Origin of the sequence: Micromonospora sp. D93 (assembly GCF_018070365.1) — a bacterium.
Taxonomy (GTDB): domain Bacteria; phylum Actinomycetota; class Actinomycetes; order Mycobacteriales; family Micromonosporaceae; genus Micromonospora; species Micromonospora ureilytica.
This window is the reverse complement of sequence record NZ_JAGPXW010000003.1, coordinates 221,086-246,947: the sequence shown is the minus strand read 5'-3', so window position 1 is coordinate 246,947 and position 25,862 is coordinate 221,086. Positions and strand designations below refer to the sequence as shown.

The window sequence follows — 25,862 nt, the reverse complement described above, 5'->3', positions numbered from 1 at the left end:
AGCAGCGCCCCGGGCTGGACCGGACGGCACCGGGGGAGGGGACAGGGCATGGTCGGCGGCCGTCGCTTCCGCCCGGGTGGTGGCTTCGGCCGCCAACTCGACGAGTACGAGACGACTGTCGATGTGCCGCCGTCCACGGAGCCACCCGCCCCGTCCCACGGCGGTCTGGTGGACAGCGCGGTCTACGTCCGGGGGCACCGGTTCGCCTCGCCCTCCGGCCTCGCCGAGACGTACCGCTGCCTCCAGGAGCAGGACGGCGCGATGGCCTGGATCGGGTTGTACCGACCCGACATCGACCAGATCACCTCGCTGGCCCGGGAGTTCCGGCTGCACGACCTGGCGGTCGAGGACGCGATCAACGCCCACCAGCGGCCCAAGCTGGAGCGGTACGGGCACACGCTGTTCGTGGTGCTGCGCGCCGCCCGCTACGACGACCTCCGGGAGGAGGTCGAGTTCTCCGAGTTGCACCTGTTCATCGGGCCGGGCTTCGTGGTCACCGTCCGACACGGTGAGGCGCCCGATCTGGCCGCGGTGCGGCGGCGGATGGAGACCGAGGCGCAGATGCTCGCCCGGGGCTCGGAGGCGATCCTGTACGCGATCCTCGACCAGGTCGTCGACGGGTACGCGCCGGTGGTGGCCGGGCTGGAGAACGACATTGACGAGATCGAGACCCAGGTGTTCGGTGGCGACCCGAACGCGAGCCGCCGCATCTACGGCCTCAGCCGCGAGGTCATCCAGTTCCAGCGGGCCGCCCGCCCACTGCTCAGCGTGCTCGACGCGCTGGCCGTCGGCGCGGGTAGCGACGACGAGGAGCTGCGGCGCTACCTGCGCGACGTGACCGACCACCTGACCCAGGTGGTGGAGCGGGTGGACGGTTTCCGGCACCTGTTGCAGAACATCCTCACCGTCAACGCCACCCTCGTCTCGCAGCAGCAGAACGAGGAGATGCGCAGCCTCACCGCAGCCAGCTACAGCCAGAACGAGGAGCTGAAGAAGGTTTCCTCCTGGGCGGCGATCCTCTTCGCTCCCACGCTCATCGGCACCGTGTACGGCATGAACTTCGTCCACATGCCAGAGCTGAACTGGCGCTTCGGCTACCTCTTCGCGCTGCTGTTGATGCTGCTGGTCTGCGGCACCCTCTACGTGATCTTCAAGCGGCGCGGCTGGCTCTGAGCCGGGCGGCCGGGATTCACTCGATGCCGCGCAGGATGTGCCGTTCGTCCTCGACGTCGTCGTCGCCGGCACCGATCCGGCCGAGCAGCACGGCGGCCGCCCAGATCGTCAGTGGCGTAGCCGCCCCGGTCAGCCCGCCGCCGGTCCGGTCGTCCCGGGTCTGGCTCCGCTCCGTGCGCGGTGGCCTGCGCTGAGCCTGCATGGGCCCTGCCTCTCCTCGTCGAAGCCGCCGTGGGCGGCGCGGGACGGACCCGCGCCACCGGCCGGGCGAACCGCCTGCGAGCAGCACGCCACCGGTACGACAGCCACTCGAACCTTCCCACGTCCGGCCACATCCGCACCGCTTGTTTTCGGGTTTCCGACTGTCGCCCGCCAAACCGGACATTACGGATTGACGGTCAGGGCAGCGGGTGGGCGATACCACGCGCGTGGTCGGTGAGCGCCGCGCCGACCACGGTCGCGGCCAGCGGTAACACCTCCAGGCAGCGGCGCACCGCGGCGGCCATCAGCGCGTTCGGCACCCGCATGGAGAGCGTGCAGTGCGGCACCCAGCGCCCCGGCTGGTAGTGCTCGGCGAGGGGGATGCCGGCGGCGGCGAGTCGGTCGTGCACCAGCCGGTGGTGCGCCAGCAGCTCCGGGGTGGGCGCCGGGCCGAGCCAGAGCACCCGACCGACGAACTGGCCGGCGTGCTGGAAGTCGAGCCGCAGTGGGGCGGCCACCACCGTCCCCTGTAGCGCCTCGGCGACCTGCTCCGTGTCGAAACGGGGCGCCACCGTGAGCGAGACGTGCGGACGGTGGCGCTGCTCCAGCAGTGAGCGCATGCTCTGCACGCCCTCGGCCTCCAGCGCGTCCCAGAGCACCCGGATCCGGCGGGTGGCGTCCGGGTCCAGGTACAACTCCACCGCGGCGACCATTCGATCACCGTAGCGGCCGAGGTTTGCGCGCCCGAATCCAGCGGTACCTGGTCGGAAAGCGACAAGAAAGGCGTACCCAGTGGATGTGAGTGACCTGCTGACCGAGGCGTACGACCGGCTGCCCGACCTCGTTCGCGCCGCCGTCGACGGCCTCAGCCCCGAGCAACTGCGCCACCAGCCCGGTCCGGGCGCCAACACGGTCGGCTGGCTGGTCTGGCACCTCACCCGGGTGCAGGACCACCACGTCGCCGACCTGCTCGACGCCGACCAGATCTGGGTCAGCGGTGACTGGGCTGGCCGGTTCGGGCTCACCGCCGACCCCGACGACACCGGCTACGGGCACTCGGCCGCGCAGGTCGCGGCGGTGCGGCCGGAGAGTGCGCAGGCGTTGATCGACTACTACGGGGCGGTCGCCGCGCGTACCGGAAGCTTCCTGGCCGGCCTGGGCCCGACGGACCTGGACCGCGTGGTCGACGAGGGGTGGGATCCGCCGGTCACCCTCGGCGTCCGGTTGGTCAGCATCGTCGACGACGACCTGCAACACGTGGGCCAGGCCGCCTACGTGCGCGGCCTGATCGAGGCCACCTGACGCGCTCCTCACCCGTTTCGGGTGAACCGCGCTCACCCCGACGCGGGTGATCCTGCGGGAAACCGTGGGGAGGGGACCCGATGGGCGCGACGGCGGAGCAGTACCTGCGACAGCTGGACACCGGTCGGCGGCCCGACCTGCCGGAGACCACAGCGGGAACGCTGCGGCTGGATCTCCGTGACGACGGCAGCACCGATCACTGGTACCTGACCATCGCGGACCAACACGTCCGGGTGACCCGCTCGGCCGACGACGCCGATCTGGTGGTGCGGGCCGACCGGACGGTCTTCGACCGGATGGCGCGCGGCGAGCTGCACCCGGGCGCGGGCCTGCTGCGCAACGAGCTGACCGTGCACGGCAACATGCGACTGCTGATGCTGCTGCGGCGGATCTTCGCCGGGCCGGGCGGCGCCCGCCATCCGCACGAGCTGGGCCGGGCCGCGTTGGTTGGCCGGGCCGCGTCGACCGCTCGGGATGAGCGGTCGTGAAGCAGGAACTGGTGCACGTCATCGCGGGCAACCTGTTCGCCATCAGCGACGCCCAGGGCGACATCGAGATCGATCCGCAGACCCCGGTCGGACTCTTCGCGTACGACACGCGCTACCTGTCCCACTGGGTGCTCAGGATCGACGGTGAACGGATCAATGCGCTAGCCCGCGACGACCTCACGTACTTCGAGACCCGGTTCTTCCTGGTCCCCGGTGCGGCGAGCCACTACGTCGACGCCGACATGTCGATCATCAGGCACCGCTCGGTCCACGACTGTTTCCACGAGAAGATCACAGTGCTCAACCACTCGTCGCAGCCCGCCGAATACACCGTCCGGATGGAGATGGCCAGCGACTTCACCGACATCGTCGAGGTCGGGCAGCTCCGGCAGCGGGCCGTCGAGGTCACCGCCGACTCGGCGGACCAGCGGCTCGTGCTGCGCTACCAGCGGGACCGGTTCGTGCGCGAGACCACAGTACGCAGCACCGTCCCCGCCGAGGTGGACGAGCGGGGAATGACGTTTCGGATCCGGATCGCACCCGAGGGGAAATGGGAGACCGACCTGCACGTCAGTGTGACCATGGGCGGCGAGGAAGGCCGGGATCTCCGCGCCGACCTGCAGTCGCACCAACAGACCGTGCGGACGGGGATGCGCGAGGACCTGGCGCAGTGGCTGGACCGGGCGCCGCAGCTGGTGGCCGAACGCAACGGCCTGGAGGAGCTCTACCAGGGCAGCCTCGCGGACCTGGAGGCACTGCGGTACAAACCGTTGTCGTACCGCGAGAGGGTGCCGATCGGTGGTCTGCCGTGGGCGATGGGGCTGCGCGGACGGGACGCCATCATCACCTGCCTGCAGACGATGGCGTTCACCCCCGAACTGGCCCCGGCGACGCTACGGATGCTGGCGCTCATGCAGGGCGGTCAGCTCGACGACGCGCTGGACGAGGAACCCGGCAAGATCCTGGCCCAACTCCGGTACGGCGAGACCGGGGCGTTCAACGACCGGACGAGCGCGCTGTACTACGGCGCGGCGGACACCACCCCACTCTTCGTCGTGTTGCTTGACGAGTACGAGCGCTGGTCCGGTGACGCGGACCTGGTCCGCGAGCTGCGCCACCCGGCCCGGATGGCGCTGGACTGGATCGACGAGTACGGCGACCTGACCGGGGACGGCTACGTGCGCTACCAGCGCCGCAACGAACGCGACGGCACGATCAACCAGTGCTGGAAGGACTCCCCGGAGGCCGTCGTCGACGCCCAGGGTCGGCAACCCGCCTTCCCTCGCGCCACCTGCGAGTTGCAGGGCTACGCGTACGACGCGAAGCGGCGGGGCGCCCGTCTGGCCCGGGAGTTCTGGGGCGACCCCGCGTACGCCGACCGGTTGGAACGGGAGGCGGCAGCGCTGAAGGAGCGCTTCAACCGGGACTTCTGGTTGCCGCACGGGGAGTACTACGCGTTGGCGCTCGACCCGTACGGCGAACCGGTCGATGCGCTGGCCTCCAACATCGGGCACCTGCTCTGGAGCGGGATCGTCACGGACGACCGCGCGGAAGCGGTCGCCGAGCACCTGGTCGGGCCGCGACTGTTCAGCGGTTGGGGGGTACGCACGTTGGCCACGGGGCAGCGCACGTACAACCCGGTGGGCGCACACCTGGGCGCGGTGTGGCCGTCGGACAACGCGCTGATCGCCGCCGGGTTGCGTCGCTACCGCCTCGACGCGCAGGCGGCCCGGATCGCGGCCGGCATCTTCGACATGGCACAGACGCTCGGTGGCGAGGCGCCGGAGGTGATCGCCGGCTACGAGCGAAGCCTGACGACCTACCCCGTCCGACTGGCGATGAGCTGCCGCCCGCAGGCGTGGTCGTCCGGAGCGCTGCTGATGCTGCTCGGCACCATGCTGGGCCTGCGACCCATCGGCGACAACCTGCTGGTGAACCCGGCGGTGCCGGAGGGGTTCGGTCGGCTGGAGCTGCTGGACATCCCGGGCCGTTGGGGTCACTCCGACGCCTACGCGAGAGACCGGACCACCGAACGCCAGCACCGCCTGCGCTGAGGCCGAGAAGCAGCGCTCAGCCCGCCACCGGCGGCGCTCCGAGGCCGGCTCAGCCCATGGTCCTGGCGCCGTCGATCGACTCCCGCAGGATGTCGGCGTGCCCGGCGTGCTGGGCCGTCTCGGCGATGAGGTGCAGCAGCACCCGGCGGACGGTCCAACTCGCCCCCGGCTCGAACCAGGGCGCCTGCGGCAGCGGATGCGCCGCGTCCAGGTCGAGGGTGGCGACCAACTCGTCGGTCTGGTCGGCCACCTCGTGGAAGCGCTCGACCAGCCCGGCGAGGGTCTCACCCGGCATCATCTGGAACTGGCCGACCCAGTCGATTTCCTCGCGGCCCATCGCCTCCGGGCCGCCGACGGCGAAGAGCATCCACCGGTGCTCGACGCCGGCCACGTGCTTGACGAGGCCGCCAAGGCAGAGGCCGCTGACGGTGGGACGGCTGGCCGCCTGCTCGTCGGTGAGCCCGTCGACCGTCTGCAGGAGGAAACCGCGGTGCCTGCGGAGCGCCTGCAGGAGGTCGGCGCGCTCACCCGTGAGCTGCTCGGTGCTGGTCATGCCGCCACCCTTCGTTGATGTCATCCGGTGCCACAGTAGGGCGAGGCACCGACACTTTCCGGGTTGCCGATCCGCGCCGGTGGCGGTCCACTGAATGACATGGGTGTGATTAAGGTGGGCACGTCGTCCTGGGCGGACCAGTCTCTGCTGCGCTCCGGGTGGTACCCACGCTCGGCCGGCACGCCCGCCCGTCGGCTGGGCTTCTACGCCAGCCAGTTCCCGATGGTCGAGGTGGACACGTCCTACTACGCCATCCCGGTGCCGGAGACGACCCAGGGCTGGGTGGACGCCACACCTGACGACTTCACCTTCGACGTCAAGGCGTTCAGCCTCTTCACCGGCCATCCGACGCCGGTCGCCGTGTTGCCCCGGGACCTGCGTCCGGCCGCCGGCCCGAGCCGGATCCGCCGCCGAGACCTGCCGGAGCGGGCGTACGACGAGCTGTGGGCCCGGTTCCGCGCGGCCCTCGACCCGATCGCGGCGGCCGGCAAGCTCGGTGTGGTGATGTTGCAGTTCCCCCCGTGGCTGGTGCGCAGCCCCGCTGCCGAACGCCGGATCGTCGAGCTGGCGCAGCGCTGCCGGCCGTGGCGGGTCGGTGTCGAGCTGCGGCACCGCTCCTGGTTCGACGACGACGCCGCGGCGGACACTCTGGACCTGTTACGCGCCCACGACCTGTCAGTGGTCTGCGTCGACATGCCACAGGGGCACCCGTCGTCGGTGCCACCGATCCTGACCATGACGGCGGAGCCGGCGATCGTCCGGTTCCACGGTCACAGCGACGCCTGGGGCGAGGGCGACAAGCAGGACAAGTTCCGGTACGCGTACGCCGAGGACGAGCTTCGGCACTGGGCCGGACTGCTGGCCGAGTTCGCCGGTCTCCCCGACGACCTGCACGTGCTGTTCAACAACTGCTGCGCCGGGCAGGCCCAGCGCGACGCCACGCGGCTGGCGCAACTGCTCGCCGAGACGATGGTCGCCGATCACGTCGTACCGGCGACCGGCTGATCATCGCGCGTGGGTCACCCCGCCGATAGTCGGTCCGCTCAGGACCGCCGTCCCCGGCTGCGTAGCGCGTCCTGGGTCGACTCGCCGATGTCCGCGTCGTCGGGGAAGGTCCGGCCGCTGGGGGCGGGATCGGGTGGGGCGCCCGGTCCGGCCATCGTCGTACGGGTCGGCTCGACCGAGCCGAAGCCGTGTCGTCCCGCCGGGTCCGTCCGGCCCGCCGGGGCACCCGCGCGCCGCTCACCGCGCCGCCCCTCGGGCACCGCGGTCTCCTCGCTGCCCTCGTCCATCGGTGAGTCGTCGTCCGCGCCCCAGGGGGCGTCGGCGTCGAAGCCGTCGCCGGTGCCCCACGGCTTGGTCGCCTCCGGCTCCAGCCGGTCGTTGTCACCGCTGCGTCCCTTGTGCGCCGTCATGGCCACCCCGCTCGTCGGTCCGCCGCTACCGGCGGACGATGTGCCGTTCTCGGGGCGGGACTGCCCGCCCGACCTCGTCGCATCGCTCCGGTACGTGCGCAGGGCCGGCCAGCGCCCCGCCGTCGAGGTGGCGGCGGGACGCCGGCCGGCCCGACGTTCAGCGTCCGGCCATCGCCATCGGCCGCTTGCCGTTGCTCATTCCCGCCATCTTGATCATGCCCTTCGACGCGCCCTTCATCCCACCGGCGCGACCGAGCATCCCGCGGAACACCTGGCCGGGCTTCTGCTGCTCACCCATGTACGCGGTGACCACGACCAGGGTCCCGGTCAGCGCCGGAATGGCCCACTGGAGCAGCTTCATCTGCCGCTGCGACGAGGCCACACTGGCCGGTGTCTGGTGGTTCGGCTCGGTGGCGCCGCTCACCGACGGGCCGCCGGCCTTCTCCAACCGCATGCCGACCAACCGGCTGTAGCCGGTGACCGCCAGCGCGCCGATGGTCAACGCCGTCTTGATGGCGCTGGCCCGGCCGACGCCGGACTGTGCCGCCACCCGTGGGCTCTCGGTCACCAGCTCGCCGACGGCGCCGGCCAGGTGGGCGCCGATCGCGGCCGCGTTGACCGGAGTCCACTTGGACCATCCGGCCGAGGCGACCGGAAGTCGCTGGGTCGAGTCGCTGATTTTCGCCGCTGCGCCGTTGACACCGAAGGCACCCATGAGGGAGCCGCCAAACCAGGCCGCCAGGCCCAGATCGTGCATCGAGCGCAGTGCGGTGTGCCGTTCGGACATGTGATCCCCTTCCGCCGTGTCGGGCGGTGCGGCTTACCCGCCGGTCGGGCGGCTAACCCCGCCCCGGGCGGGCCGACCCGGGCCGTAGCCGGCAGCTACGGGACATCCGTGCCGTCGGCGGGTCGGCGTCGCCCGGGCAGGAGTCGTTCGCTCGGTGGCGGGTAGATCCCGAGCGACGCCGACGAGAGGGGAACGCGATGTCGCAGCCGGACGAGAGCCGGGAGAAGACCCCCAAAACAGACGCGGTGCTCATGCACCCCGACAACGACCCACACCGGAACACCGCCGAGGTGGCGCCCCGCAAGGAGCACGCCGAGATCCGGGTCGAGCGCGACGGTGAGCTGGTGCCGCTGGACCAGGACGAGTGAGCCGAGCGGTGCCCGCCGACCGGCCGGTACGCCTCAGCGGGGCGGCAGGTCGCCGACGAAACCGGCGATCCGCCGCGCCAGCGGGGCACCCGCGCGGACCCAGGTGAAGTGGTCCAACGTCGCCCCGGCCTGCGCCACTGTGTACCGCTCACGGGTCACCGGCGCGTTGCCGAGCTTCGCGCAGAGGTGGTCCATGGTCTCGTGCGGGGTGAACTGGTCGTCGTCCACACTGACGGCCAGTACCGGGGTCCGCACCGCGTGGACCGCCGCCTCGGTGTCCGTACCGTCGAGCCGGGGGAACCGGCCGGTCCGCGCGGTGTACGCCCAGTCGCGGATCACCCCGCGTGCCTGCCGACCGCCGAAGCCCCAACCCGGCCAGACCCCGAGCAGGGCCGCCGTGGCGGCGATCCCCTGGGTGTAGGGCAGCACGCCGAGGCCGCGCCGGCCCGGGTAGGTCCGCCAGTACGGGATGCCGACCGCGATCAGCGCCAACCCGTCCACCTCGTCGCCGCCGTGCAGGGCGAGGTGCAGCAGTGCGGCCTGCCCGCCGAGCGAGTGCCCGAGAAGCAGCCGGGTGCGACCGTCCAGTCGCGGTTTGAGAGCGGCCTGGACGGCGCCGACGTCGTCGGCCAGTTCGGCGTAACCGTGCCGGTCCGCCCGACTCGGCGCGGGCGTGCTCTCCCCGGTGCCGCGCAGGTCGGCCACGACCACGGCCAGCCCGGCGGCGCGCAGCGCGGCGGCGAAGGGCCGGTAGTACCGGGCCCGGACCCCCATCGCGGGCCAGATCACCACCACCGGCGCACCCGTCACCCCGGCCGGCTCCGGGTAGACCTGGACACCCAGCCGGCCACGGTCGACGTCGACGAACTCCTGCGCGTACTCCGGGTCCCCGTTCACCGGCTCAGCCTACGGCCAGACGTTACCGGCGGGTAGCACCAGGCGGCCGGGCGACTGCCGCGCCGTGCGGATGCGCCGCGCGCTCGACGGACGCGACGGAGGGCCCCGCCGAACGGCGGAGCCCTCCGATTGGCGCCGCGGTCAGGAGACCGAGATCGTCCCGTTGCTGGCCCGGACGCAGGCCACCGAACGGGCACTCGTGGAGGCCGCGCCGCTCAGGCACTGGCCGAGGACCTGGTGCCCGGTGGCGTTCGGGTGCCACGACTCCTGGCAGGTCTGGAAGTAGCTGACGCAGGTGTTGGCGATCCGCTGGATGGCGATCTTGTCCTTGCCGGCGAGGCTGGTGACGAAGGTGCCGGTCGCGCCGTCCTGAAGCCGGATCGGAGTGGCCAACGCGCCGCTCGGGCTGCTGGTCTGCTCGCAGAGCCGGGCACCGTTGAAGGCCTGCTGCACGTTCAGGTAGACCAGGTCGTCGGCGGGAAACTCGGCGGCCAGCGTGTCCCGGGTGGACTTCACGATGCCGCCCAGACCCTGGGAGAAGCGGTGCCCCGGCGCCAGGCTGGCCCGGTGGATCGGGCAACCGGCCGCGTACCGCTCGGCACCCAGGTCACGGAACTTGTCCCGGGTGTCGTCGCGGCTGTCCTCCTCGTGGAACTGCTGGTTCAGGTCCAGCGGCAGCGGGTTCGTGTAGTCCTGGAACACCACCCGGTGCTGACCGTCCGCGTCCACCTGGTCGAGGGTGGTCAGGATCTGGCGTACGGCCGCTGTGGTCTCCGCGGTCGCGGCGCTGATCTGCGCGGCGGTGGCCAGGTCGGCGTCGCTGCACGGCTTCTGCTCCACCGGGCCGTTCAGGTACGCCCAGAACTCCCACCAGCCCGTCCACGCGTCGGCGATGAACCGGTTGGCGCACTTCTCCGCGACGCTGCCGAAGGTGAACGAGCTGTTGTTGGAACCGAGGCCGACCAGCACCAGGTCGATGTCCTGGGTCTGCGCGACGGCGCGCAGCTGGCTCAGCTGCGAGGCCACGGTACGACCGTTGGTCCGCGCCTGGGAGGCGTTGGCGATGTCGTGGGGCTGACCACCGGAGCAGGCCAGGTTGAACCGGTTCTGGATGCCCGGCAGGTTGGCCTGGTTGAGCGAGGCGTTCGCCGAACGGTGGCAGAAGAACGCGTTGTTGTTCGCCCCCGTCCAACCCGGGAAGCCCTGGCTGACTCCGTTGACGTCGACCACCGGGGTGTACGCCCCGGCGCCCTCGCCGCTGATGAAGCTGTCCCCGAGTGCCACCGCGGCGGTGGGCAACGCGGCGGACGCGGGTGCGGGCAGCGCGACGGCGGTCGACAACGCGGCCATGGCGATCGTTAGTCCCGCGGCGAGCGCGGTACGGCGGAACCTGGGCATGGGGGCCCCCATCCATCGAAAGATGAAAGATTCTCTGAGAGCGCGATCAGATCACCCCTGCGCGACAGGCGTCAATGGCCCGTAACAGATTCGTTCGACGAAAGACACGCGCCCGTAGACATGACGCCGTACCCGGGCGCGGAAGGGTGGTGTCTCTGCGTAGCCCCATGATCACCGGCCGGTTGTTCGTTGGCTCACGTCTGGACGGCCGCGCGCGGCGGGTCGCGTAGGTCCTCCGGTGGTTGTCCTAGCCTCGGGCTAGGCTCGCTGCGGCGCGCCACGCCGGCTGATGTCGCCGGTGACCGGCAGCACACCGCCGAGACCGGGGAGTACGACCAGTTGACCGCAGAGCCTGACACCCTGTACGGGGCCGATGACCTCACCCACCTTGAGGGGCTGGACGCTGTCCGCAAGCGGCCCGGCATGTACATCGGTTCCACCGACAGCCGTGGCGTGGGTCACCTCGTCAACGAGATCCTCGACAACTCCACCGACGAGGGTGTCGCCGGTCACGCTGGCCACGTCGAGGTGATCCTGCACGCCGACGGCTCGGTGCAGGTCGACGACGACGGCCGGGGCATCCCCACCGACGTGCACGCCAAGTCCGGCATCTCCGGCGTCGAGCTGGTGCTGACCCGGCTGCACGCAGGTGGCAAGTTCGGCGGCTCCGGCTACAAGACCTCCGGCGGTCTGCACGGCGTCGGCGCGTCGGCGGTCAACGCGCTGTCCCACCGCTTCGACGTGACCGTCCGTCGCGCCGGCAAGGTCCACGCGATGTCGTTCCGGCACGGCGTCCCGGGCATCTTCGACGGCGACGGGCCGGACGCCCGCTTCACCGCCGGCCCCGGGCTCCAGGTGATCGGCGCCATGAAGCGCGGCCAGCGCACCGGCACCTCGATCCGCTGGTGGCACGACGCCCGCTACTTCGAGACCGGCGCGGCGCTCGACGTCGACGCCGTCCGGATGAAGCTGCGCAACACCGCGTTCCTCGTCCCCGGCGTGACCTACCTGCTCCGCGACCTGACCGGCGAGACGCCCGCCGAGGAGCGGTTCCACTACCCCAACGGGCTCAGTGACATGGTGGAGTTCCTCGCCCCGGCCGGCGACCGGCCGGTCTCCGGCACCCTGCTGGTCAACGGCGAGGGCACCTACCGGGAGAACGCCGCCGACGCCAACGGTGTCATGCAGTCCAACGTGCAGCGGCGCGCCGAGGTCGAGGTGGCGTTCCGGTGGGGCACCGGTTACGAGCGCACCGTCGAATGCTTCACCAACACCATTCGCAACGCGCACGGCGGCACCCACCGCAAGGGCTTCGAGCGGGCCCTCGTCCGCGCGCTCGCCGACGCGATCCGTAACACCCGCGGTCTGCTCAAGGCCAAGGAGGAGCCGCCCACCCTGGACGACGTCCTGGAGGGTATGACCGCTGTGGTGCACGTGCGGATCCCCGAGCCGCAGTTCACCTCGCAGACAAAGGACGAGCTCTCCACCACCGGCATCACCAAGGTTCTCCAGTCCCTGGTCGACGCGCACATCAAGACCTGGCTGGAGGACCGGCGCACCAAGGCCGAGGCGCGCACCGTCCTGCAGAAGATCGTCGACGCCGCCCGGGTGCGACTCACCCAGAAGCAACAGAAGGACGCCGCCCGGCGCAAGACCGCCCTGGAGGGCGCGTCCATGCCGCCGAAGCTTGTCGACTGCCGGGCCACCGGCATCGATCGCAGCGAGCTGTTCATCGTCGAGGGCGACAGCGCGTTGGGCACGAGCCGGATGGCCCGTTCCTCGGAATACCAGGCGCTGTTGCCGATCCGCGGCAAGATCCTCAACGTGCAGAAGGCCAACCTCCAGCAGGTTCTGGACAATGCCGAGTGCGCCGCCATCGTGCAGGTCCTCGGCGCCGGCTCGGGGCGCACCTTCGACCTCTCCGCGCTGCGCTACGGCCGCGTGCTGATCATGGCCGACGCCGACGTGGACGGCGCCCACATCCGTACGCTGCTGATCACCCTGTTCGCCAGGTACATGCGGCCGCTGATCGAGGCCGGCCGGCTCTACGCCGCGATGCCGCCCCTGCACAAGATCACCACCAGGGGGCGCAGTCCGCAGACCGTCTACACCTACACCCAGGCCGAGATGGAGACGACGGTCCGCAAGCTGGAGAAGTCCGGCAAGCAGATCGTCACGCCCATCCCACGGTTCAAGGGTCTCGGTGAGATGGACGCCGACGAGTTGTGGGACACCACGATGAACCCGGCCACCCGTGCCGTCCGCCGGATCACCCTCGACGACGTCGACGCCGCCGAACGCATCCTCGAACTGCTGATGGGGGAGAAGGTCGAGCCACGCCGCAACTGGCTGATCGACTCCGCCGACCGCGTCGACCGGGATGCGATCGACGCATGAGCGCCCGTTCCGTTTCGATGGAGAGCTGAGTCATGGCACGCCGTAAGGAAAACAAGGTCGACCTCTCCTCGTTCGACCAGGCCGGCGCGCGGGTCTACGACAACCCGCTGGTCACCGAGGTCTCCGACTCCTATCTGGAGTACGCGTTCTCGGTCATCCACTCCCGCGCCCTGCCCGACGCACGGGACGGCCTCAAGCCCGTGCACCGGCGCATCCTCTGGTCGATGTACGAGCAGGGCTACCGCCCGGATCGCGGGCACGTGAAGTCTGCCCGAATTGTCGGGGATACAATGGGAAAGTACCATCCGCACGGTGACACGGCGATCTATGACGCGATGGTCCGCCTCGCCCAGGACTTCTCCCTTAACGTGCCACTCATCGACGGGCATGGAAATTTTGGATCCCCAGACGATGGACCGGCGGCATCGCGTTACACCGAAGCACGCATGTCTCGCGAGGCCATGCTGCTCGTCGGTGAGCTGGGCGAGGACACCGTCGATGTCGAGCCCAACTACGACGGGTCGCTGACCCAGCCGACCGTGCTGCCGGCCGCCTTCCCCAACCTGTTGGTCAACGGCGCGTCCGGGATCGCGGTCGGGATGGCCACCAACATGATCCCGCACAACCTGGCGGAGGTCGTCTCCGCGGCCCGCTGGCTGATCAACCACCCGGACGCCACTCTGGACAAACTCATGGAGTTCGTCCCCGGCCCCGACCTGCCCACCGGTGGGGTGCTGCTCGGCCTGGACGAGGTGCGCCGGGCGTACGAGACCGGGCGTGGCGTGGTGCGGATGCGCGGCAAGGTGGAGATCGGCCCGATCGAGGGCAGCCGGGGCCGTCAGGCGATCACAGTGGTCGAGTTGCCCTACGGCGTCGGTGCGGAGAAGGTCATCGCCGCCATCACCAACGAGGTCACCAAGACCAAGCGGCTGACCGGCATCGCCGATGTCAAGGACCTCACCGACCGGGAGAGCGGCACCCGGCTCGTCGTCGAGTGCAAGGTGGGGGTCAACCCGCAGGCGCTGCTCGCCGACCTCTACCGGCTGACCCCGCTGGAGCAGTCGTTCGGCGTCAACAACCTGGTCCTGGTCGACGGGCAGCCGCGCACGCTGGGCCTCAAGGCGCTGCTGGAGGTCTTCCTGGCCCACCGGTACGAGGTGGTCACCCGGCGCACCTCGTACCGTCGGCGCAAGCGCCAGGAACGGCTGCACCTGGTCGACGGTCTGCTGATCGCTCTGCTGGACATCGACGAGGTGGTCCGGCTGATCCGGGGCAGCGACGACGCGCAGGCCGCGAAGGACGGGCTGATGAGCCGGTTCGGCCTCTCCGACATCCAGGCGACGTACATCCTGGACACTCCGTTGCGCCGACTGACCAAGTTCGACCGGATCGAGCTGGAGGCCGAGCAGGAGCGGCTGCGCACCGAGATCGCCGAGTTGAGCAAGATCCTCGACGACGAGCGGGTGCTCAGGAAGGTGGTCTCCGACGAGCTGGCCGCCGTGGTCAAGCAGTTCAGCACCGAACGTCGTACGACGCTTGTCGACGGTGACCTGAAGGAGGTGCTGGCGGCGTCCGCACCGGCCGGCCCGCTGGAGGTCGCCGACGACCCGTGCCAGGTGATCCTCTCCGCTACCGGGCTGGTCGCCCGGACCGCGGCCGAGTCGGAGGAGAGCTCCGAGGGGCGCCGCCGCAACGGCCGGGTCAAGCACGACACGGTACGCGCCATCGCGCACTCCACCGCCCGTGGCCGGGTGCTGCTGTTGACCAGCGCCGGTCGGGCGTTCAAGGTCGACGTCCTGCCGCTGCCGGTGCTGCCCGAGCAGGCGGGCACTGTGTCACTGCGGGGCGGCATGTCCGCGGCCGAGCTGGTGCCGTTGGCGGCGGGGGAGACTGTCGTCGGCCTGGCCCCGCTCGGCGGGCAGGCGGAGGGCTCACCGGGGCTGGCGTTGGGCACCCGGCAGGGCGCGGTGAAGATCTGCGCGCCGGAGTGGCCGGTGCGCTCCGACGAGTTCGAGGTGATCGGTCTGCGCGACGGCGACGAGGTGGTCGGGGCGACCTGGCTGACCGACGGCACCGAGACGCTGACCTTCGTCACCTCGGAGGCGTCACTGTTGCGCTTCCCCGCCGGGTTGGTCCGTCCGCAGGGCCTCAAGGGCGGTGGCATGGCCGGCATCAACCTGCCGGCCGGTGCACGGGTGGCGTTCTTCGGGGCGCTGCGCACCGACGACCCGGGGCATGGCGAGCCGATGGTGGTCACCTCCACCGGGGCGACGGTCAAGGTGACGCCGTTCAAGTCGTACCCGGCGAAGGGCCGGGCGACCGGCGGCGTGCGCGCGCACCGCTTCCTCAAGGGTGAGACGGACGTGGCCGTCGCCTGGGTGGGCCCGCGACCGGTTGGCGCGACGGCCACCGGCGACCCGGTGGAGCTGCCCGCGGCGGACCCGCGCCGCGACGGCAGTGGCTTCGCGGTGATGCTCGGCCCAACTGTGGTGGGCCACCTGATCGAACGCGACTGACCCACCCGCGTTGTCGCGCCCGGCCCGTCTGGCGCCCCCGGCAACAAGATCTTGCTCGATCCTGGAAGTAGTGGTGTCACCGACGCGGTGATACCACTCGATCCTGGATCGAGCACGATCTTGGGCAGTGGGGGTGTCCGCCAGCGCGGTATGGTGGGGCCTCTGTTGTCGGTGAGGGTCCGGGTGCACCGCGAAGCGCCCCTCAACATGATTTCTTCTCTGTCCGGCGGAGTCGCCGGCGCGGCGTGAGCGCCGCCATCCGGGTCCGGCCCAGGCGTGAGCTGCGCGCAGCCCGCCGTCCCCGGCCACATCGCTGCTGGGGTCACCTGGTCGCCGCCCCACTCTGGCCGATGCACGGCGCGAACCTGGGCACCCTGTTGCGGACGTGCGACGCGGTCGGCGCCTGCCTCGCCGTGCCTCCGTTCCGCTGGGTGGACGAGGCCGTGGCCCGGGGCAACACGCTGCGCCGGCCGGGCTGCGTTCACCGGGTCGGCAGCCCGCTGAGCTGGCTGGCCGCCGAACGGGCCGCCGGCACGCGGGTCCTCGGGGTGGAGTTGGCCGATGAGGCCGTCCGGCTTGGTGATCTGCCCGCCGCTCGGGGCCGCACCGTCGTGCTGCTGGGGCACGAGGCGACAGGCATCCCGCCCGAGGCGCTCGACCATCTGGACGCGGCGGTGGAGATTCCCATGGTCGGCCATGGCCACAGCCTCAACGTCGCGGTGGCCGGCTCCCTGGTCCTCTACAAACTGGCCGGCCTCCTCTAGGACGGCGCCCGGTCGCCGCTGGATCAATGGCGATCAGGCCGGAGAACCGCAAGGTAGATCCGGATAACCGGACCCCCGCGTCCGGACCTACCTTGCGAGTCGCTGGTCACCGCGTGGCGGTCGGGCCACTCGCGATGCGTACCCGGTCAGACCGCCGGGTTGGAGTAGGCCTTGCGCCAGAACGCCGCCTTGGTCCCCGGCCCGGCGATGCCGTCGATGGCACCGGTGTAGCCTTTGAACTTCTTCAAGTTGGCCTGTAGCGACACGATCGTCCCGGCTCCCACGATTCCGTCGATGGCGCCCCGGTACGGAGAGGGCTGGTCGGGCCAGTTGGCCAGGTAGCGCTGCATCGCCTTCCAGCTGTTGGTCCCTAGCGCCCCGTCGATCGCGCCGTTGTAGCCGTACATGGTGAGGATCCACCGCTGGATCCGTTTGGCACCTTGCTTGTCAAGGCCGAGGTTGACCACGGCCGCGCTCGCCGGGCCTGCGAAACCGACCACCGCCACGCCCGATGCCGCCACCGCCAGCAGCCCGCCTCGGATCAGCCCGCGACGCGAGACGCCGTTCCGCCTGCTCTGCTCCATGCTCGTCACTCCATCTGTCGGTATTTTTCCCGGATCGGCGCACAGGCTGGCCCGGCATCCGCCACGTCGCGGTGCTGGCCGAGGTCAGCAGGTGCGGGAGTTGTAGGCGGCCCAGTAGGGCCCGCCGCCCTGCGGGTAGAACCGGTAGTTTCCGTCGGGCGAACGCTGCAGGACGAATTGGTGCGAGCCGTACGGGCTCCTGGAACCCGTCGCCCCGTGGTACACCACGTACAGCCAACCGTTCTGGTTGTCGTGCTGCACCAGCTTGTCGCCGGCCTTCGTCCAGCTGTTCCGGCCTGCGGAGCCATCCGCTGAGAGGCCCTTGTCGCGCTGGAAGTTCCTCGTCGCGGCATCGGTCTGGTCGCCGAAGACGCCGTCGACCCCGGACGAGGGCAGGTAGCCGTTCGCCCAGAGAATGGTCTGCCAGAGACAGGCGACGTTCGAGTTGCGGTGCGTGGTGACGTTGGTGACGCCTTCGTCATCGAAGTCGTCAGACACCCCGCCGGTGCCATGGACGTACGCCCTGCCCGTGTAGGAGCCGCTGGCCGCGGCCGGCGTGGCGATGGTGACGTTGATGCCGATGGCCAACGCCGCGCCGATGGCGGGCACGGCAACTCTCTTGAGGATGCGGCGGGTGGAGCGGAGCGACGACATGTGTCTCCTCTGGTCGGGAATCAGAAGGGGGCAACGGTGCTGGGGCGTCGCGGCAGCGTCGTGCAACCAGGGCTGGCGATCGGTGCGCGGGTAGGGGGCGGTGGGGAGGGTCCACCCGCCCCCACCGCTCCGAGGCCCCCCTTGGAGAAGGTACGGTGGGGCCGGTACAACCGCCGCACAACTCACGCATAGCTCATCTACTCGCCCGCCTGTCCGGGTGCGGTACGCGTGGCGGCACATGGCAGCGCCCACATGTGAGGTGCCTGGTTGCGTTTCGAACTCCTTGGCCCGTTCCGGGTGTACCGCGACGGCCGGCTGGTTCCACTGGGATCGGTGAAGCAGCGTCTGCTGCTGGCGACCCTGCTGTTGCGCCCGAATGAGGTCGTCGGCACCAACGAGTTGACCGCGATGCTGTGGGGTGACGACGAGCCGGCGTCGGCCGCCGCGAACCTGCGCACCTATGTGCGCGGGTTGCGGCGGTCGCTGGGCGGTGGGGTGACCTGGGACGGGATAACCGCTGCGGCCGGCGGTTACCTGCTGCGGGTGGGCCCAGGCGAACGGGACCTGGACCTGTTCGACGCCGCGGCGGCGCGGGGCCGCGAGGCGCTGGCCGTTTCCGATCTGGACCGGGCCGAGGCCGAACTCTCGGCCGCGGCGCGCCTGTGGCGTGGTGCGCCGCTGTCCGACCTGCCGCTGCGCTCGGCGCTGGCTCGGCGGGTGGCGCAGTTGGAGGAGCGCCGGCTGCTCGTCGAGGAGGACTACGCCGAGGCGGTGCTGGCCCTCGGCGCATCGGCCGACGTGGTGCACCGGTTGCGCGGCCTGCTCGACCGGCATCCGTTGCGGCAGCGGGCATGGGGCCAGTTGATGCTCAGCCTGTACCGGATCGGAGACGTAGCCGGCGCACTGGATGCTTTCCGGCAGGCCCGGCAGACGCTGGCGGAGGAGACTGGCCTCGATCCCGCGCCCGAGCTCGTCACGCTGTACGACGACATCCTGCATCACCGCCCGGGCCTGACGGCCCAACCGCCAGTGGGGCCGGACCTGCCGGCGCCGGAGACGACAGTGGGGCCGCTCATCCAGCACCCCGAGCAACTGCCGCGTGCGGTGCCGGAGTTCGTCGGACGCAGCGCCGAGTTGGCGGGCCTCGACGGGCTTCTGCACGGCAGGGCTGACGGGCCGACGGGCGTGGCCGTCTCCGTGGTGTCCGGGATGGCCGGAGTCGGCAAGACGGCCCTGGCGTTGCACTGGGCGCACCGGGTTGCCGACCGCTTCCCGGACGGCCAGCTCTATGTGAACCTTCGCGGTTACGACGAAGCCGGCGCGGTGTCACCGCCCGACGCCCTGTCCGGTTTCCTCGAAGCGCTCGGCGTGCCCCACGCCCGGATACCCTCCGACATGGAGGCCCGGACTGGTCTCTACCGCAGCCTGCTGGCCTCCCGCCGGATGCTCCTGGTGCTCGACAACGCTCGCGACTCCGCCCAGGTGCGCGCCCTGCTGCCCGGTGCGGGCCGTTGCATGGTGGTGGTCACCAGCCGTGACCGGCTCGGCGGCCTGATCGCCGCCGAGTGTGCCACGCCGTTGACACTGGACGTGCTGACGGTGGAGGAGTCGAGGAGCCTGCTGGCCAGGCGTCTCGGGGTCAGCCGGCTCGCCTCCGAGTCGGTGGCGGTGGCCGACATCATCGAGGCCGCGGGCCGGCTTCCGCTGGCACTGTCGATAGTGGCGGCGCGTGTCGCGACCCATCCCACGTTCCCGCTCAGCGCGATCGCCGCCGAACTGCACTCGGCCGAGGCGAGGCTGGACGCCTTGGCCGACGGCGACGTCCGGCGCGTCTTCTCGTGGTCGTTCCTGGCCCTGGGGGTGGACGCGGCCCGGTTGTTCACCCTGCTGGGGCTGCATCCGGGCCCGGACCTGACCACCGCAGCGGCCTCGGCGCTCGCCGGTGTGTCGGCCGCGGCCGTTACTCCGATCCTGCGGGAACTGACCCGGCTGCATCTGCTGGCGGAGCACGCGCCCGGCCGGTTCGCCTTCCACGATCTTCTGCGCGCGTATGCGGCCGAGCTCGCGCAGTCGTCGGAGCGTGGCGACGAACACGGCGCAGCCCGACAGCGCCTGTACGACCACTACCTGCACGCCGCCTATCCGGCCGCCCGGCTCCTTCAGCCGCAGTGGCCCCCGATCGAGCCGATGCCGCCGCTGCCCGTACCCGTCAGGCGGGCGGTGACCGATCACGACGGCGCGTTCGCCTGGTTCACGGCGGAGCATCGAGTGCTGGTCCGGGTCGTCCGACAGGCTGCCGAGAACGGCTTCGAAGCGTACGCCTGGCAGATCGCGTGGGCGCTGACCACCTTCGTGGCACCGCGCGGGCTGTGGCAGGACCAGCTCGCCATCCAAGAGGTCGCGCTGGGCGCCGCGGAGAAGATCGACGACATCGCCGGTCAGGCCGTCGCCAACCGGCTGGTCTCCCGCGCGCTGACCCGACTGGGCGACCGCACCACGGCCGAGGACCGGCTCAAGCGCGCGCTTGAGCTGCACGAACGTCTCGGCGACCCGATCGGCCAGGCCCAGACGCTGCACAACTACTGCGAACTCTGCTACCTGGACGGTCGGCTCGACGAGGCGCTCGCACACGGTCGCGAGGCGCTGCGGCTCTACCGGTCGGTCGGCAATCACGCGGGCGAAGCCCGGACGCTCAACGCGATCGGTTGGCTACTCGCCACCACCGGCGACTATGTTCAGGCCATCGCCAGCTGCACCGCGGCCCTCGACCAGCAACGACTGTCCGACGACCGCAACGGTCAGGCCGCGACGCTGGACAGCCTCGGCTTCGCCTACGACCGCCTCGGTGAACGCGACCGCGCGGCCAACTGCTACGAGCAGGCGATCGAACTCTTTCGCGACTCCGCCGACCGGTATCACGAGGCTGAGACCCTCATCCGACTCGGGGAAACCCGGGAAGGGATGGGTGACCGGAACGCCGCCGCCGTCGCCTGGCGCCTGGCCGCGCGGATCTATGAGGACGTGGGCGACCCCGCAGCCGAGGAGGTCCGCCGCCGCCTCGAACGTCTGATTCCGTCCTAGCCGAGCCACAGTCAGGCGACGTTGTGGGGGCGGAACTGGACGCTCACCCGCGGGCCGACGGGGCGGGTGGTCTTGGGGATGGCGTGTTCCCAGGTGCGTTGGCAGGAGCCGCCCATGACGATCAGGTCGCCGTGGCCCACCGGGAAGCGCAGGCTCTCGCCGCCGCCGCGTGGGCGTAGCAGCAGCGGTCGGGGTGCTCCGAAGGAGACGATCGCGACGATCGTGTCGGTGTGCGCCGAGCGGCCGATGGTGTCGCCGTGCCAGGCCACGCTGTCGCGCCCGGAGCGGTAGAGGCACAGGCCGGCGGTGACGAATGGCTCGCCCAGCTCGGGCGCGTAGTGCGCGCTGAGTGCGGCCTGCGCGGCGGTGAGCACGGGGTGGGGGAGTTGCCGCGCGCCGTCGTACCAGCAGAGCAGGCGGGGCACGTCGACCTCGGTCTCATACATGGTGCGCCGTTCGGCACGCCAGGGCACCTCGGTGAGCAGGGTGTCGAGGACCGTGTCGGAGCCGCGCACCCAGCCGGGGAGGTGGTCGACCCAGGCGCCTCGGCTGAGCTGGTGCCGGCGGATCTGGCCGGGCAGTGGCCCCAGGGTCGGCCCGGCGTCGGCCAGGTCGAGCATCGACGGCTGGTAGGCGGCAGGCGTCATGCAACCACCCTAGCAGCACTTTCGTACACCCGTGCTAGCCGTGTGTCGGGGCCGTGGCCGGCTGCGGTCAGCCGGTGACGGCGGCGGCGCGTACAGCGTCGAACACCGCGTCCACGACCCGCGCCCGGCCCTGCCCGTCGACAGTGGACCAGGCTCGCGCGGCGAGCGTCGTGCGCCGCTGCGGCGAGTTGAGCAGGCCGTGCAGGGTCCGCGCCGCCGTCGCGCGGGCGGCTCGTCCGGCGACGCCGCCGGCGGTCAGCTCGGGAAGCTCGCCGAGGCCGGCGGCCAGGCCGTGTCGCACCACCCGGGTGTACGACTCACGTTGGTTGTCGACCACGCAGACCAGTGCAGTGGGTGCGCCGAGGCAGCAGAGTTCCCAGGTGGACGTGCCGGCGGCGCTGACCACCAGGTCGGCTTCGGTGATCAGTGCCGGTAGCGAGGTGGTGGGCGGGACCGGTCGGATGATCTGCCCCCGGCCGGGGGTGACGTCCTCGACCTCGGCTTCGATCTCGGGTCGCCCCACGATGACTGTGAGGTCCATCGGGTGACCGGTGGCCACCAGCACCCGGGTCAGGACCGGGGCGGCGCCGACCGCGTCGGTGCCGCCGAAGAAGGCCAGCACCCGGGGGCGGCCGACCGCCGTGGCGGGCGGGGCGACCGGTGGCCGGGCGCTGATCACGGTGTCGCGCAGCAGGGCGTACCCGCTCCCGGCGAGCAGCCGGCCGGGCAACCCCACCCCGGCATCCGGGCCCGTCTCGGCACCCGGGCCCGGCAGTTCCGCTCCGAAGTTCTGGTCGAGGTAGAGGTCCGCGACCTGGCCTCGGCTGTCCCCGTCGATGATGGCGAGGGTGTTCACGCCGGCGGCGCGTAGGGCGCCGGCACCGGCCGGGTCCAGCTCGTAGGAGTCGAGGACCATTACGTCCAGGTCGTGTCGGCGGGCCGTCTCGACCAGTTCGGCCGCCGAGTCCGGGCCGGGGAGCAGCGGCATGCCCCGGGCGGCCAGCTCCGCGGTGGCCCAGTCGAGGCGTTCGACGGTGCCGAACACCGTGACGTCGGCGCCCCGGGCGAGGAACTCCTCGGCGAGCGCCAGGCAGCGGACGAGGTGGCCGACGCCGCGCCGTGGCCCGGCGTCGCAGCGCAACCCGACCCTCAGGGTGCTCAGGACTCCTCCAGCTGCTTCTGTCGTACGTCGGCGTTGAGCGAGCGCAGCCGGGGCTGACCGTCGAGCCAGTCGGCAAGTTTGGCGAGCGGCACGCTGACGTCACCGAAGTGGTCGATGATCGCGCTGACCAGCGCCCAGTCCTGCTCGGTGTCGAGGGTCAGCCGCAGCGCGGAGCGGTCCGGCGTGAGTGTCACCCCGAGCACCCGGAACAGCTCCGGGTGGGTGTACGCGTACGAGGTCACGTGCACCCGGTGGTGGTCGGTGGCGAGCCGGCCCAGGGTGCGGAGGGTCTCCGCTCGGATGATCTCGACGTCCAGCCCGCGGGGCAGGGTCCGGGCGATCGACGTGCTCGCGTAGTCCAGCCCGGGGACCGCCCGGTACACCGACGCGACCAGTGTGATGATCTCCGGGTCGAGCAGGGGGCAGTCGGCGGTGAACCGCATGACGGCGTCCCCGGGGTGTGCCGCGAGGGCGCCCAGGAAGCGGTCCAGCACGTCGTCGACCGACCCGCGGTGGCACGGCACGTCGAGCCGCGCGCATTCGACGGCCACCGCGTCGTCGACGGTGTCGGTGCTGGTGGCGACCACCAGGTCGGCCAGGACGCCACTGTCCCGGGCGGCGCGTACGACCCGGCCCAGCACGGACCGTCCGGCGAGCGGGCGGAGCACCTTGCCGGGCAGTCGGGACGAACCCATGCGCGCCTGCACGATGCCGACGATCCGTGGCCCGGAGTCGTCCGTGGGGAGTACGCCGGTCACTGCTGCTCCTCCTGCTTGGGGGCGAGCACCGCTGTGGCCCGGCGTTTGGCGGCGCGGGCGCCCCGCTTGGCCAGCCGGGCCGGGGTGATGGCGAGCCGGCCCACCCGGTAGCTGAGCGACCCGCTGAGCAGGCCGATCGTCGTCTCGGCCCGGCGCAGTGCCCGTTCCCGCGAGGTGAGCAGTTCCTCGGTCCACGCGGTCAGCGCGGCCAACCGGGTGAGTTCCTCGCGCTGGCGCAGCCACGCCTCGCGCAGCTGTTGGTAGCTGTGCCCGCCGACCGGCGGGTCGGTCGGCGCGACGGCGTGCAGCTCGGTGGCGAGGTCGACAGTGCCGCCGGCGTCCAACCCGTGTAGCGCGGCGGCGATGGCCGCCTCGGCCTCCACCGCCTCGTCGACTGTCGCGCGGTCGAGGTCGTGGCCGGCGAGGCCGCCGAGCACCACGGTCAGGCCCGCGACGTCGAGTGTGGACGACCACGGATGGGCGTACCCGCCGGTGAGCAGGCCCGCGGCGAAGCGCCACAGGCCGCGGGCGAGCACCACGTCGGCGGGCAGCGCGGCGGTGGCCCGCCAGCTGGGGTCGAGCACCGCGTACCGCTCGCCGTCGACCACGACGTTGTCGGTGCCGGCCAGCGCCGCCGCGCCGGCGATCCGACCGTCGGTGTCGGCCTGGTCGGCGAGCCAGCCCGCGTACCCGTGCAGCAGCGCGCGCAGGGTGGCCAGGTCGCGGCGCAGGGCCGCGTCGAGCAGCAGGGTACGCAGCAGCCGGCCGGACGGCACCGGCCCGGACAGCGCGTCCACGTCCCGGTAGGCAGCCTCGCGGCTGGCGAACGGCGCTCCGGCCGGCGTCGTCGCGTCGACGGCCGGGATGAGCCCCCAGCGCCAGCCGGAGGGGCCGTGCAGCACCTCCAGCACGCCGATCCCGGGGCGACCGGTCTGCACGAGAGCCACCGGCAGGTCCGGATCGGCGGTCGGCGTGGTCGGGTCCGTGGGGTCGGCGGGCCGGCGGGCGAGGGTCAGCCAGCTCGGTGCGAGGTCGGCGGCGCGTCCGGCGTGCAGCGCGTCCACCGCCAGCCGGGCCGGGTCCTGGAGCACTGTGGCGCTGGTGAAACCCCCCGCGCAGGCGCCGTGCAGCACCGCGTCGAACAGACCGGAGCCCGCGTCCCGGTCGAGGTGGTCGGCGTCCAGCAGCGCCGTCGGGGTGTTGACATCGGGGTACGCGGCCCAGCACGCGGCCGGCCGCAGCCCCACCGCGCGGAGCCGCTCGCGCAGCTGGTCCCGGTTGGCCGGGTGGGCGCGGTCCAACACGCCGCCGATCATCCAGGCGGAGTCGTCCCGGAGGGCGTACCAGGGGGTGGTGTCGACGAGCCGGTGCAGGCCCAGCGGGTTGTCCAGGCGCAGCAGCAACGCGCCACCCGGTCGTACCGCGGCGGCGAGTCGGGCCAGCACACCGTCCCAGCCGAGCCGGGCACCCTCCACCGACTCCACCGGGTCCAGCCCGGCGGCCGCGATCACCACGTCGTACGTCTCGTCGTCGGGCAGCCCGCCCGGGCCACCCACCACCACGCGGGCCGCCCGGTGCGCCAGCGCCACCGCGTCCGGGTGGCTGCGCAGCAGGCAGGTCACCTCGGCATGGGTGAGCCTGTCGAGCAACGCCGGGTCGTGTGGACCGGCCACCAGGACCCGGGCGCCGGGCGGCACCAGCCGGGCGGCCAGCGCGGCGAGGGGTCCACCGTTGGCCAGCCGCTCCTGCGGCAGGTCCGACCAGGCCAGCATCTCGCCGCCCGGCAGGGTGATCCGGCCGGCGGGTGCCGTCTCAGTCGTCACGGTCTTCCTCTTCCTCCTGGAGGTGCGCCCAACCGAGCAGCTCGCGGAGCTCGGCGGGCGTGCAGCGGTGGTCGGTGCCCAACTCGGCGCGGGCGATCTCGACAGCGGTGGGCAGGTCGACACTGGTGCCGTGCAGCTGTGGCCACTGCCGTCGGATCCGGGCGGTGCCGCCGAAGGTGGGGTCCTCGTTGGACAGGATCATCGGGTCGCCGTAGACCGCCGGCTCGCACCCTGCCGCGATGCCGTAGAAGATCGCGCTGGTCAGCCGGTTGGATGCTACCCGGCGGTGACGGCGCAGCTCGGTGAGCTGTCGGTCGAGGAACTCCGGGTCGGTGTCCTTCCACCAGTGTCCCCGGTAGCCGTGGCAGATCACCCGGAACCCGGCGCGCTCGTAGAGCCGGCGCACGTTGCGCATCCGGTACTCGTGCCAGTAGAGGCAGACCGTGACCGGACCGGGCTCGGTGTCCTGGATGAGGGCGATCAGTTTGCGGTGGTCGCCCTTGACGTGCTGACCCTCCCAGCCGTGGAACGGGTACCAGATGGTGCCCTCCCGTTCCTCCGCCGGGGGTTCCTCGGGTCGCAGGGCCAGCAGGTAGCTGAACGGCGCGCCGATGACGACCACGTTGCGTCGCCCCACCGACCAGGCCCGGCGGCGGGTCTGCTCGGACCAGAGCAGGCTGGGGGTGCGTTCGGCGTACGGGTGGCCGGGGGCGAGGCCGTCACCGATGTTCCAGCCGTGCTGCACGTACCCGTTGATCCGGGGTGGGTGCCGGTCGCCGAGGCCGGCGTACCGGGCCAGCACGTGCGCGTGGCCGTAGAAGTGGTTGGCGTGGTGCATCA

General features: G+C 71.5%; 24 protein-coding genes. 10 read left to right on the top strand and 14 right to left on the bottom strand.

Annotated features, from left to right (window positions below):
* Positions 1-48: 48 nt before the first annotated feature.
* Positions 49-1,173 carry a magnesium/cobalt transporter CorA gene (gene corA, locus KBX71_RS05545; RefSeq protein ID WP_196927531.1) on the top strand — a complete coding sequence of 375 codons (1,125 nt, stop codon included), beginning with the start codon at positions 49-51 and terminating at the stop codon, positions 1,171-1,173.
* Positions 1,174-1,189: 16 nt separating this feature from the next.
* Here corA and KBX71_RS05540 read toward each other — a convergent pair whose 3' ends face one another.
* Together KBX71_RS05540 and KBX71_RS05535 are read right to left on the bottom strand one after the other, a co-directional pair.
* On the bottom strand, positions 1,190-1,375 hold the full coding sequence (locus KBX71_RS05540; RefSeq protein ID WP_196927530.1) for a hypothetical protein: 186 nt from the start codon (positions 1,373-1,375) through the stop codon (positions 1,190-1,192).
* Between the two features lie 196 nt (positions 1,376-1,571).
* Entirely contained in the window at positions 1,572-2,087 is a 516-nt protein-coding gene (locus KBX71_RS05535) for a 2'-5' RNA ligase family protein (RefSeq protein ID WP_210816844.1), read from the bottom strand.
* Positions 2,088-2,166: 79 nt separating this feature from the next.
* Between KBX71_RS05535 and KBX71_RS05530 the strand changes: the two genes are divergently transcribed.
* The 3 genes from KBX71_RS05530 (at position 2,167) to KBX71_RS05520 (ending at position 5,218) form a co-directional block, all read left to right on the top strand.
* Positions 2,167-2,676, top strand: a complete 510-nt coding sequence (locus KBX71_RS05530; RefSeq protein ID WP_210816842.1) for a DUF664 domain-containing protein — start codon at positions 2,167-2,169, stop codon at positions 2,674-2,676.
* 80 nt (positions 2,677-2,756) lie between these two features.
* Positions 2,757-3,164 (top strand): SCP2 sterol-binding domain-containing protein, encoded by a 408-nt coding sequence (locus KBX71_RS05525; RefSeq protein WP_210816840.1) that lies wholly within the window; start codon positions 2,757-2,759, stop codon positions 3,162-3,164.
* On the top strand, positions 3,161-5,218 hold the full coding sequence (locus KBX71_RS05520; RefSeq protein WP_210816838.1) for a glycogen debranching N-terminal domain-containing protein: 2,058 nt from the start codon (positions 3,161-3,163) through the stop codon (positions 5,216-5,218). Before KBX71_RS05525 ends, KBX71_RS05520 begins: the two co-directional genes overlap by 4 nt.
* Positions 5,219-5,267: 49 nt before the next feature.
* Here KBX71_RS05520 and KBX71_RS05515 read toward each other — a convergent pair whose 3' ends face one another.
* Complete coding sequence (locus tag KBX71_RS05515) at positions 5,268-5,771, bottom strand: DinB family protein (RefSeq protein WP_210816836.1); 504 nt, start codon at positions 5,769-5,771, stop codon at positions 5,268-5,270.
* Positions 5,772-5,870: 99 nt separating this feature from the next.
* On the opposite strand from KBX71_RS05515, the gene KBX71_RS05510 reads away from it, so the two are divergent.
* Positions 5,871-6,776, top strand: coding sequence for a DUF72 domain-containing protein (locus KBX71_RS05510; RefSeq protein WP_210816835.1), 906 nt, complete (start codon positions 5,871-5,873; stop codon positions 6,774-6,776).
* Positions 6,777-6,814: 38 nt separating this feature from the next.
* On the opposite strand, the gene KBX71_RS05505 is transcribed toward KBX71_RS05510, so the two are convergent.
* Positions 6,815-7,186 (bottom strand): hypothetical protein, encoded by a 372-nt coding sequence (locus tag KBX71_RS05505; RefSeq protein WP_210816834.1) that lies wholly within the window; start codon positions 7,184-7,186, stop codon positions 6,815-6,817.
* A gap of 157 nt (positions 7,187-7,343) precedes the next feature.
* Positions 7,344-7,973: a hypothetical protein gene (locus tag KBX71_RS05500; protein ID WP_124821501.1), complete on the bottom strand. Its 630-nt coding sequence runs from the start codon at positions 7,971-7,973 to the stop codon at positions 7,344-7,346.
* A gap of 197 nt (positions 7,974-8,170) precedes the next feature.
* On the opposite strand from KBX71_RS05500, the gene KBX71_RS05495 reads away from it, so the two are divergent.
* A complete protein-coding gene (locus tag KBX71_RS05495; protein WP_167493101.1) occupies positions 8,171-8,341 on the top strand; it encodes a hypothetical protein in 171 nt (56 codons plus the stop codon).
* Between the two features lie 33 nt (positions 8,342-8,374).
* On the opposite strand, the gene KBX71_RS05490 is transcribed toward KBX71_RS05495, so the two are convergent.
* Together KBX71_RS05490 and KBX71_RS05485 are read right to left on the bottom strand one after the other, a co-directional pair.
* A complete protein-coding gene (locus KBX71_RS05490) occupies positions 8,375-9,238 on the bottom strand; it encodes an alpha/beta fold hydrolase (RefSeq protein ID WP_210816833.1) in 864 nt (287 codons plus the stop codon).
* Between the two features lie 141 nt (positions 9,239-9,379).
* Positions 9,380-10,636 (bottom strand): hypothetical protein, encoded by a 1,257-nt coding sequence (locus tag KBX71_RS05485; protein WP_210816832.1) that lies wholly within the window; start codon positions 10,634-10,636, stop codon positions 9,380-9,382.
* Between the two features lie 339 nt (positions 10,637-10,975).
* On the opposite strand from KBX71_RS05485, the gene KBX71_RS05480 reads away from it, so the two are divergent.
* The 3 genes from KBX71_RS05480 to KBX71_RS05470 all read left to right on the top strand — a co-directional run bounded on the left by KBX71_RS05480 (position 10,976) and on the right by KBX71_RS05470 (position 16,313).
* Complete coding sequence (locus tag KBX71_RS05480) at positions 10,976-13,033, top strand: type IIA DNA topoisomerase subunit B (protein ID WP_210816831.1); 2,058 nt, start codon at positions 10,976-10,978, stop codon at positions 13,031-13,033.
* Between the two features lie 32 nt (positions 13,034-13,065).
* The gene (locus tag KBX71_RS05475; protein ID WP_210816830.1) at positions 13,066-15,549 is read left to right on the top strand and encodes a DNA topoisomerase (ATP-hydrolyzing) subunit A; all 2,484 of its coding nucleotides are present in this window, start codon (positions 13,066-13,068) and stop codon (positions 15,547-15,549) included.
* Between the two features lie 245 nt (positions 15,550-15,794).
* Positions 15,795-16,313, top strand: coding sequence for a TrmH family RNA methyltransferase (locus KBX71_RS05470; RefSeq protein WP_307846970.1), 519 nt, complete (start codon positions 15,795-15,797; stop codon positions 16,311-16,313).
* 146 nt (positions 16,314-16,459) lie between these two features.
* On the opposite strand, the gene KBX71_RS05465 is transcribed toward KBX71_RS05470, so the two are convergent.
* The gene (locus tag KBX71_RS05465; RefSeq protein WP_210816829.1) at positions 16,460-16,906 is read right to left on the bottom strand and encodes a hypothetical protein; all 447 of its coding nucleotides are present in this window, start codon (positions 16,904-16,906) and stop codon (positions 16,460-16,462) included.
* 75 nt (positions 16,907-16,981) lie between these two features.
* A complete protein-coding gene (locus KBX71_RS05460; RefSeq protein WP_210816828.1) occupies positions 16,982-17,551 on the bottom strand; it encodes a peptidoglycan-binding protein in 570 nt (189 codons plus the stop codon).
* Between the two features lie 333 nt (positions 17,552-17,884).
* Here KBX71_RS05460 and KBX71_RS05455 point away from each other — a divergent pair, with 333 nt between their 5' ends.
* Positions 17,885-20,632 carry a BTAD domain-containing putative transcriptional regulator gene (locus KBX71_RS05455; RefSeq protein ID WP_307846969.1) on the top strand — a complete coding sequence of 916 codons (2,748 nt, stop codon included), beginning with the start codon at positions 17,885-17,887 and terminating at the stop codon, positions 20,630-20,632.
* An 11-nt stretch (positions 20,633-20,643) separates the two neighbouring features.
* Here the strand turns inward: KBX71_RS05455 and KBX71_RS05450 are convergent, their stop codons facing one another.
* From KBX71_RS05450 to KBX71_RS05430, 5 genes are all read right to left on the bottom strand, one after another.
* Positions 20,644-21,279, bottom strand: coding sequence for an alpha-ketoglutarate-dependent dioxygenase AlkB (locus KBX71_RS05450; RefSeq protein WP_210816826.1), 636 nt, complete (start codon positions 21,277-21,279; stop codon positions 20,644-20,646).
* Positions 21,280-21,346: 67 nt separating this feature from the next.
* Entirely contained in the window at positions 21,347-22,441 is a 1,095-nt protein-coding gene (locus tag KBX71_RS05445) for a PseG/SpsG family protein (RefSeq protein ID WP_210817033.1), read from the bottom strand.
* Positions 22,438-23,199 (bottom strand): glycosyltransferase family protein, encoded by a 762-nt coding sequence (locus KBX71_RS05440; RefSeq protein ID WP_307846968.1) that lies wholly within the window; start codon positions 23,197-23,199, stop codon positions 22,438-22,440. Before KBX71_RS05440 ends, KBX71_RS05445 begins: the two co-directional genes overlap by 4 nt.
* On the bottom strand, positions 23,196-25,022 hold the full coding sequence (locus KBX71_RS05435; RefSeq protein ID WP_210816825.1) for a class I SAM-dependent methyltransferase: 1,827 nt from the start codon (positions 25,020-25,022) through the stop codon (positions 23,196-23,198). The genes KBX71_RS05440 and KBX71_RS05435 overlap by 4 nt, the downstream gene beginning before the upstream one ends.
* A complete protein-coding gene (locus KBX71_RS05430) occupies positions 25,012-25,860 on the bottom strand; it encodes a hypothetical protein (RefSeq protein ID WP_210816824.1) in 849 nt (282 codons plus the stop codon). The genes KBX71_RS05435 and KBX71_RS05430 overlap by 11 nt, the downstream gene beginning before the upstream one ends.
* Positions 25,861-25,862 lie beyond the last annotated feature (2 nt).

Coding starts and splice junctions, on each gene's coding strand:
- KBX71_RS05475 (WP_210816830.1), top strand. CDS start 13,066: ATGGCACGCCGTAAGGAAAACAAGGTCGACCTCTCCTCGTTCGACCAG.
- KBX71_RS05450 (WP_210816826.1), bottom strand. CDS start 21,279: ATGACGCCTGCCGCCTACCAGCCGTCGATGCTCGACCTGGCCGACGCC.
- KBX71_RS05500 (WP_124821501.1), bottom strand. CDS start 7,973: ATGTCCGAACGGCACACCGCACTGCGCTCGATGCACGATCTGGGCCTG.
- corA (WP_196927531.1), top strand. CDS start 49: ATGGTCGGCGGCCGTCGCTTCCGCCCGGGTGGTGGCTTCGGCCGCCAA.
- KBX71_RS05460 (WP_210816828.1), bottom strand. CDS start 17,551: ATGTCGTCGCTCCGCTCCACCCGCCGCATCCTCAAGAGAGTTGCCGTG.
- KBX71_RS05525 (WP_210816840.1), top strand. CDS start 2,757: ATGGGCGCGACGGCGGAGCAGTACCTGCGACAGCTGGACACCGGTCGG.
- KBX71_RS05430 (WP_210816824.1), bottom strand. CDS start 25,860: ATGCACCACGCCAACCACTTCTACGGCCACGCGCACGTGCTGGCCCGG.
- KBX71_RS05535 (WP_210816844.1), bottom strand. CDS start 2,087: ATGGTCGCCGCGGTGGAGTTGTACCTGGACCCGGACGCCACCCGCCGG.
- KBX71_RS05510 (WP_210816835.1), top strand. CDS start 5,871: ATGGGTGTGATTAAGGTGGGCACGTCGTCCTGGGCGGACCAGTCTCTG.
- KBX71_RS05485 (WP_210816832.1), bottom strand. CDS start 10,636: ATGCCCAGGTTCCGCCGTACCGCGCTCGCCGCGGGACTAACGATCGCC.
- KBX71_RS05495 (WP_167493101.1), top strand. CDS start 8,171: ATGTCGCAGCCGGACGAGAGCCGGGAGAAGACCCCCAAAACAGACGCG.
- KBX71_RS05515 (WP_210816836.1), bottom strand. CDS start 5,771: ATGACCAGCACCGAGCAGCTCACGGGTGAGCGCGCCGACCTCCTGCAG.
- KBX71_RS05540 (WP_196927530.1), bottom strand. CDS start 1,375: ATGCAGGCTCAGCGCAGGCCACCGCGCACGGAGCGGAGCCAGACCCGG.
- KBX71_RS05505 (WP_210816834.1), bottom strand. CDS start 7,186: ATGACGGCGCACAAGGGACGCAGCGGTGACAACGACCGGCTGGAGCCG.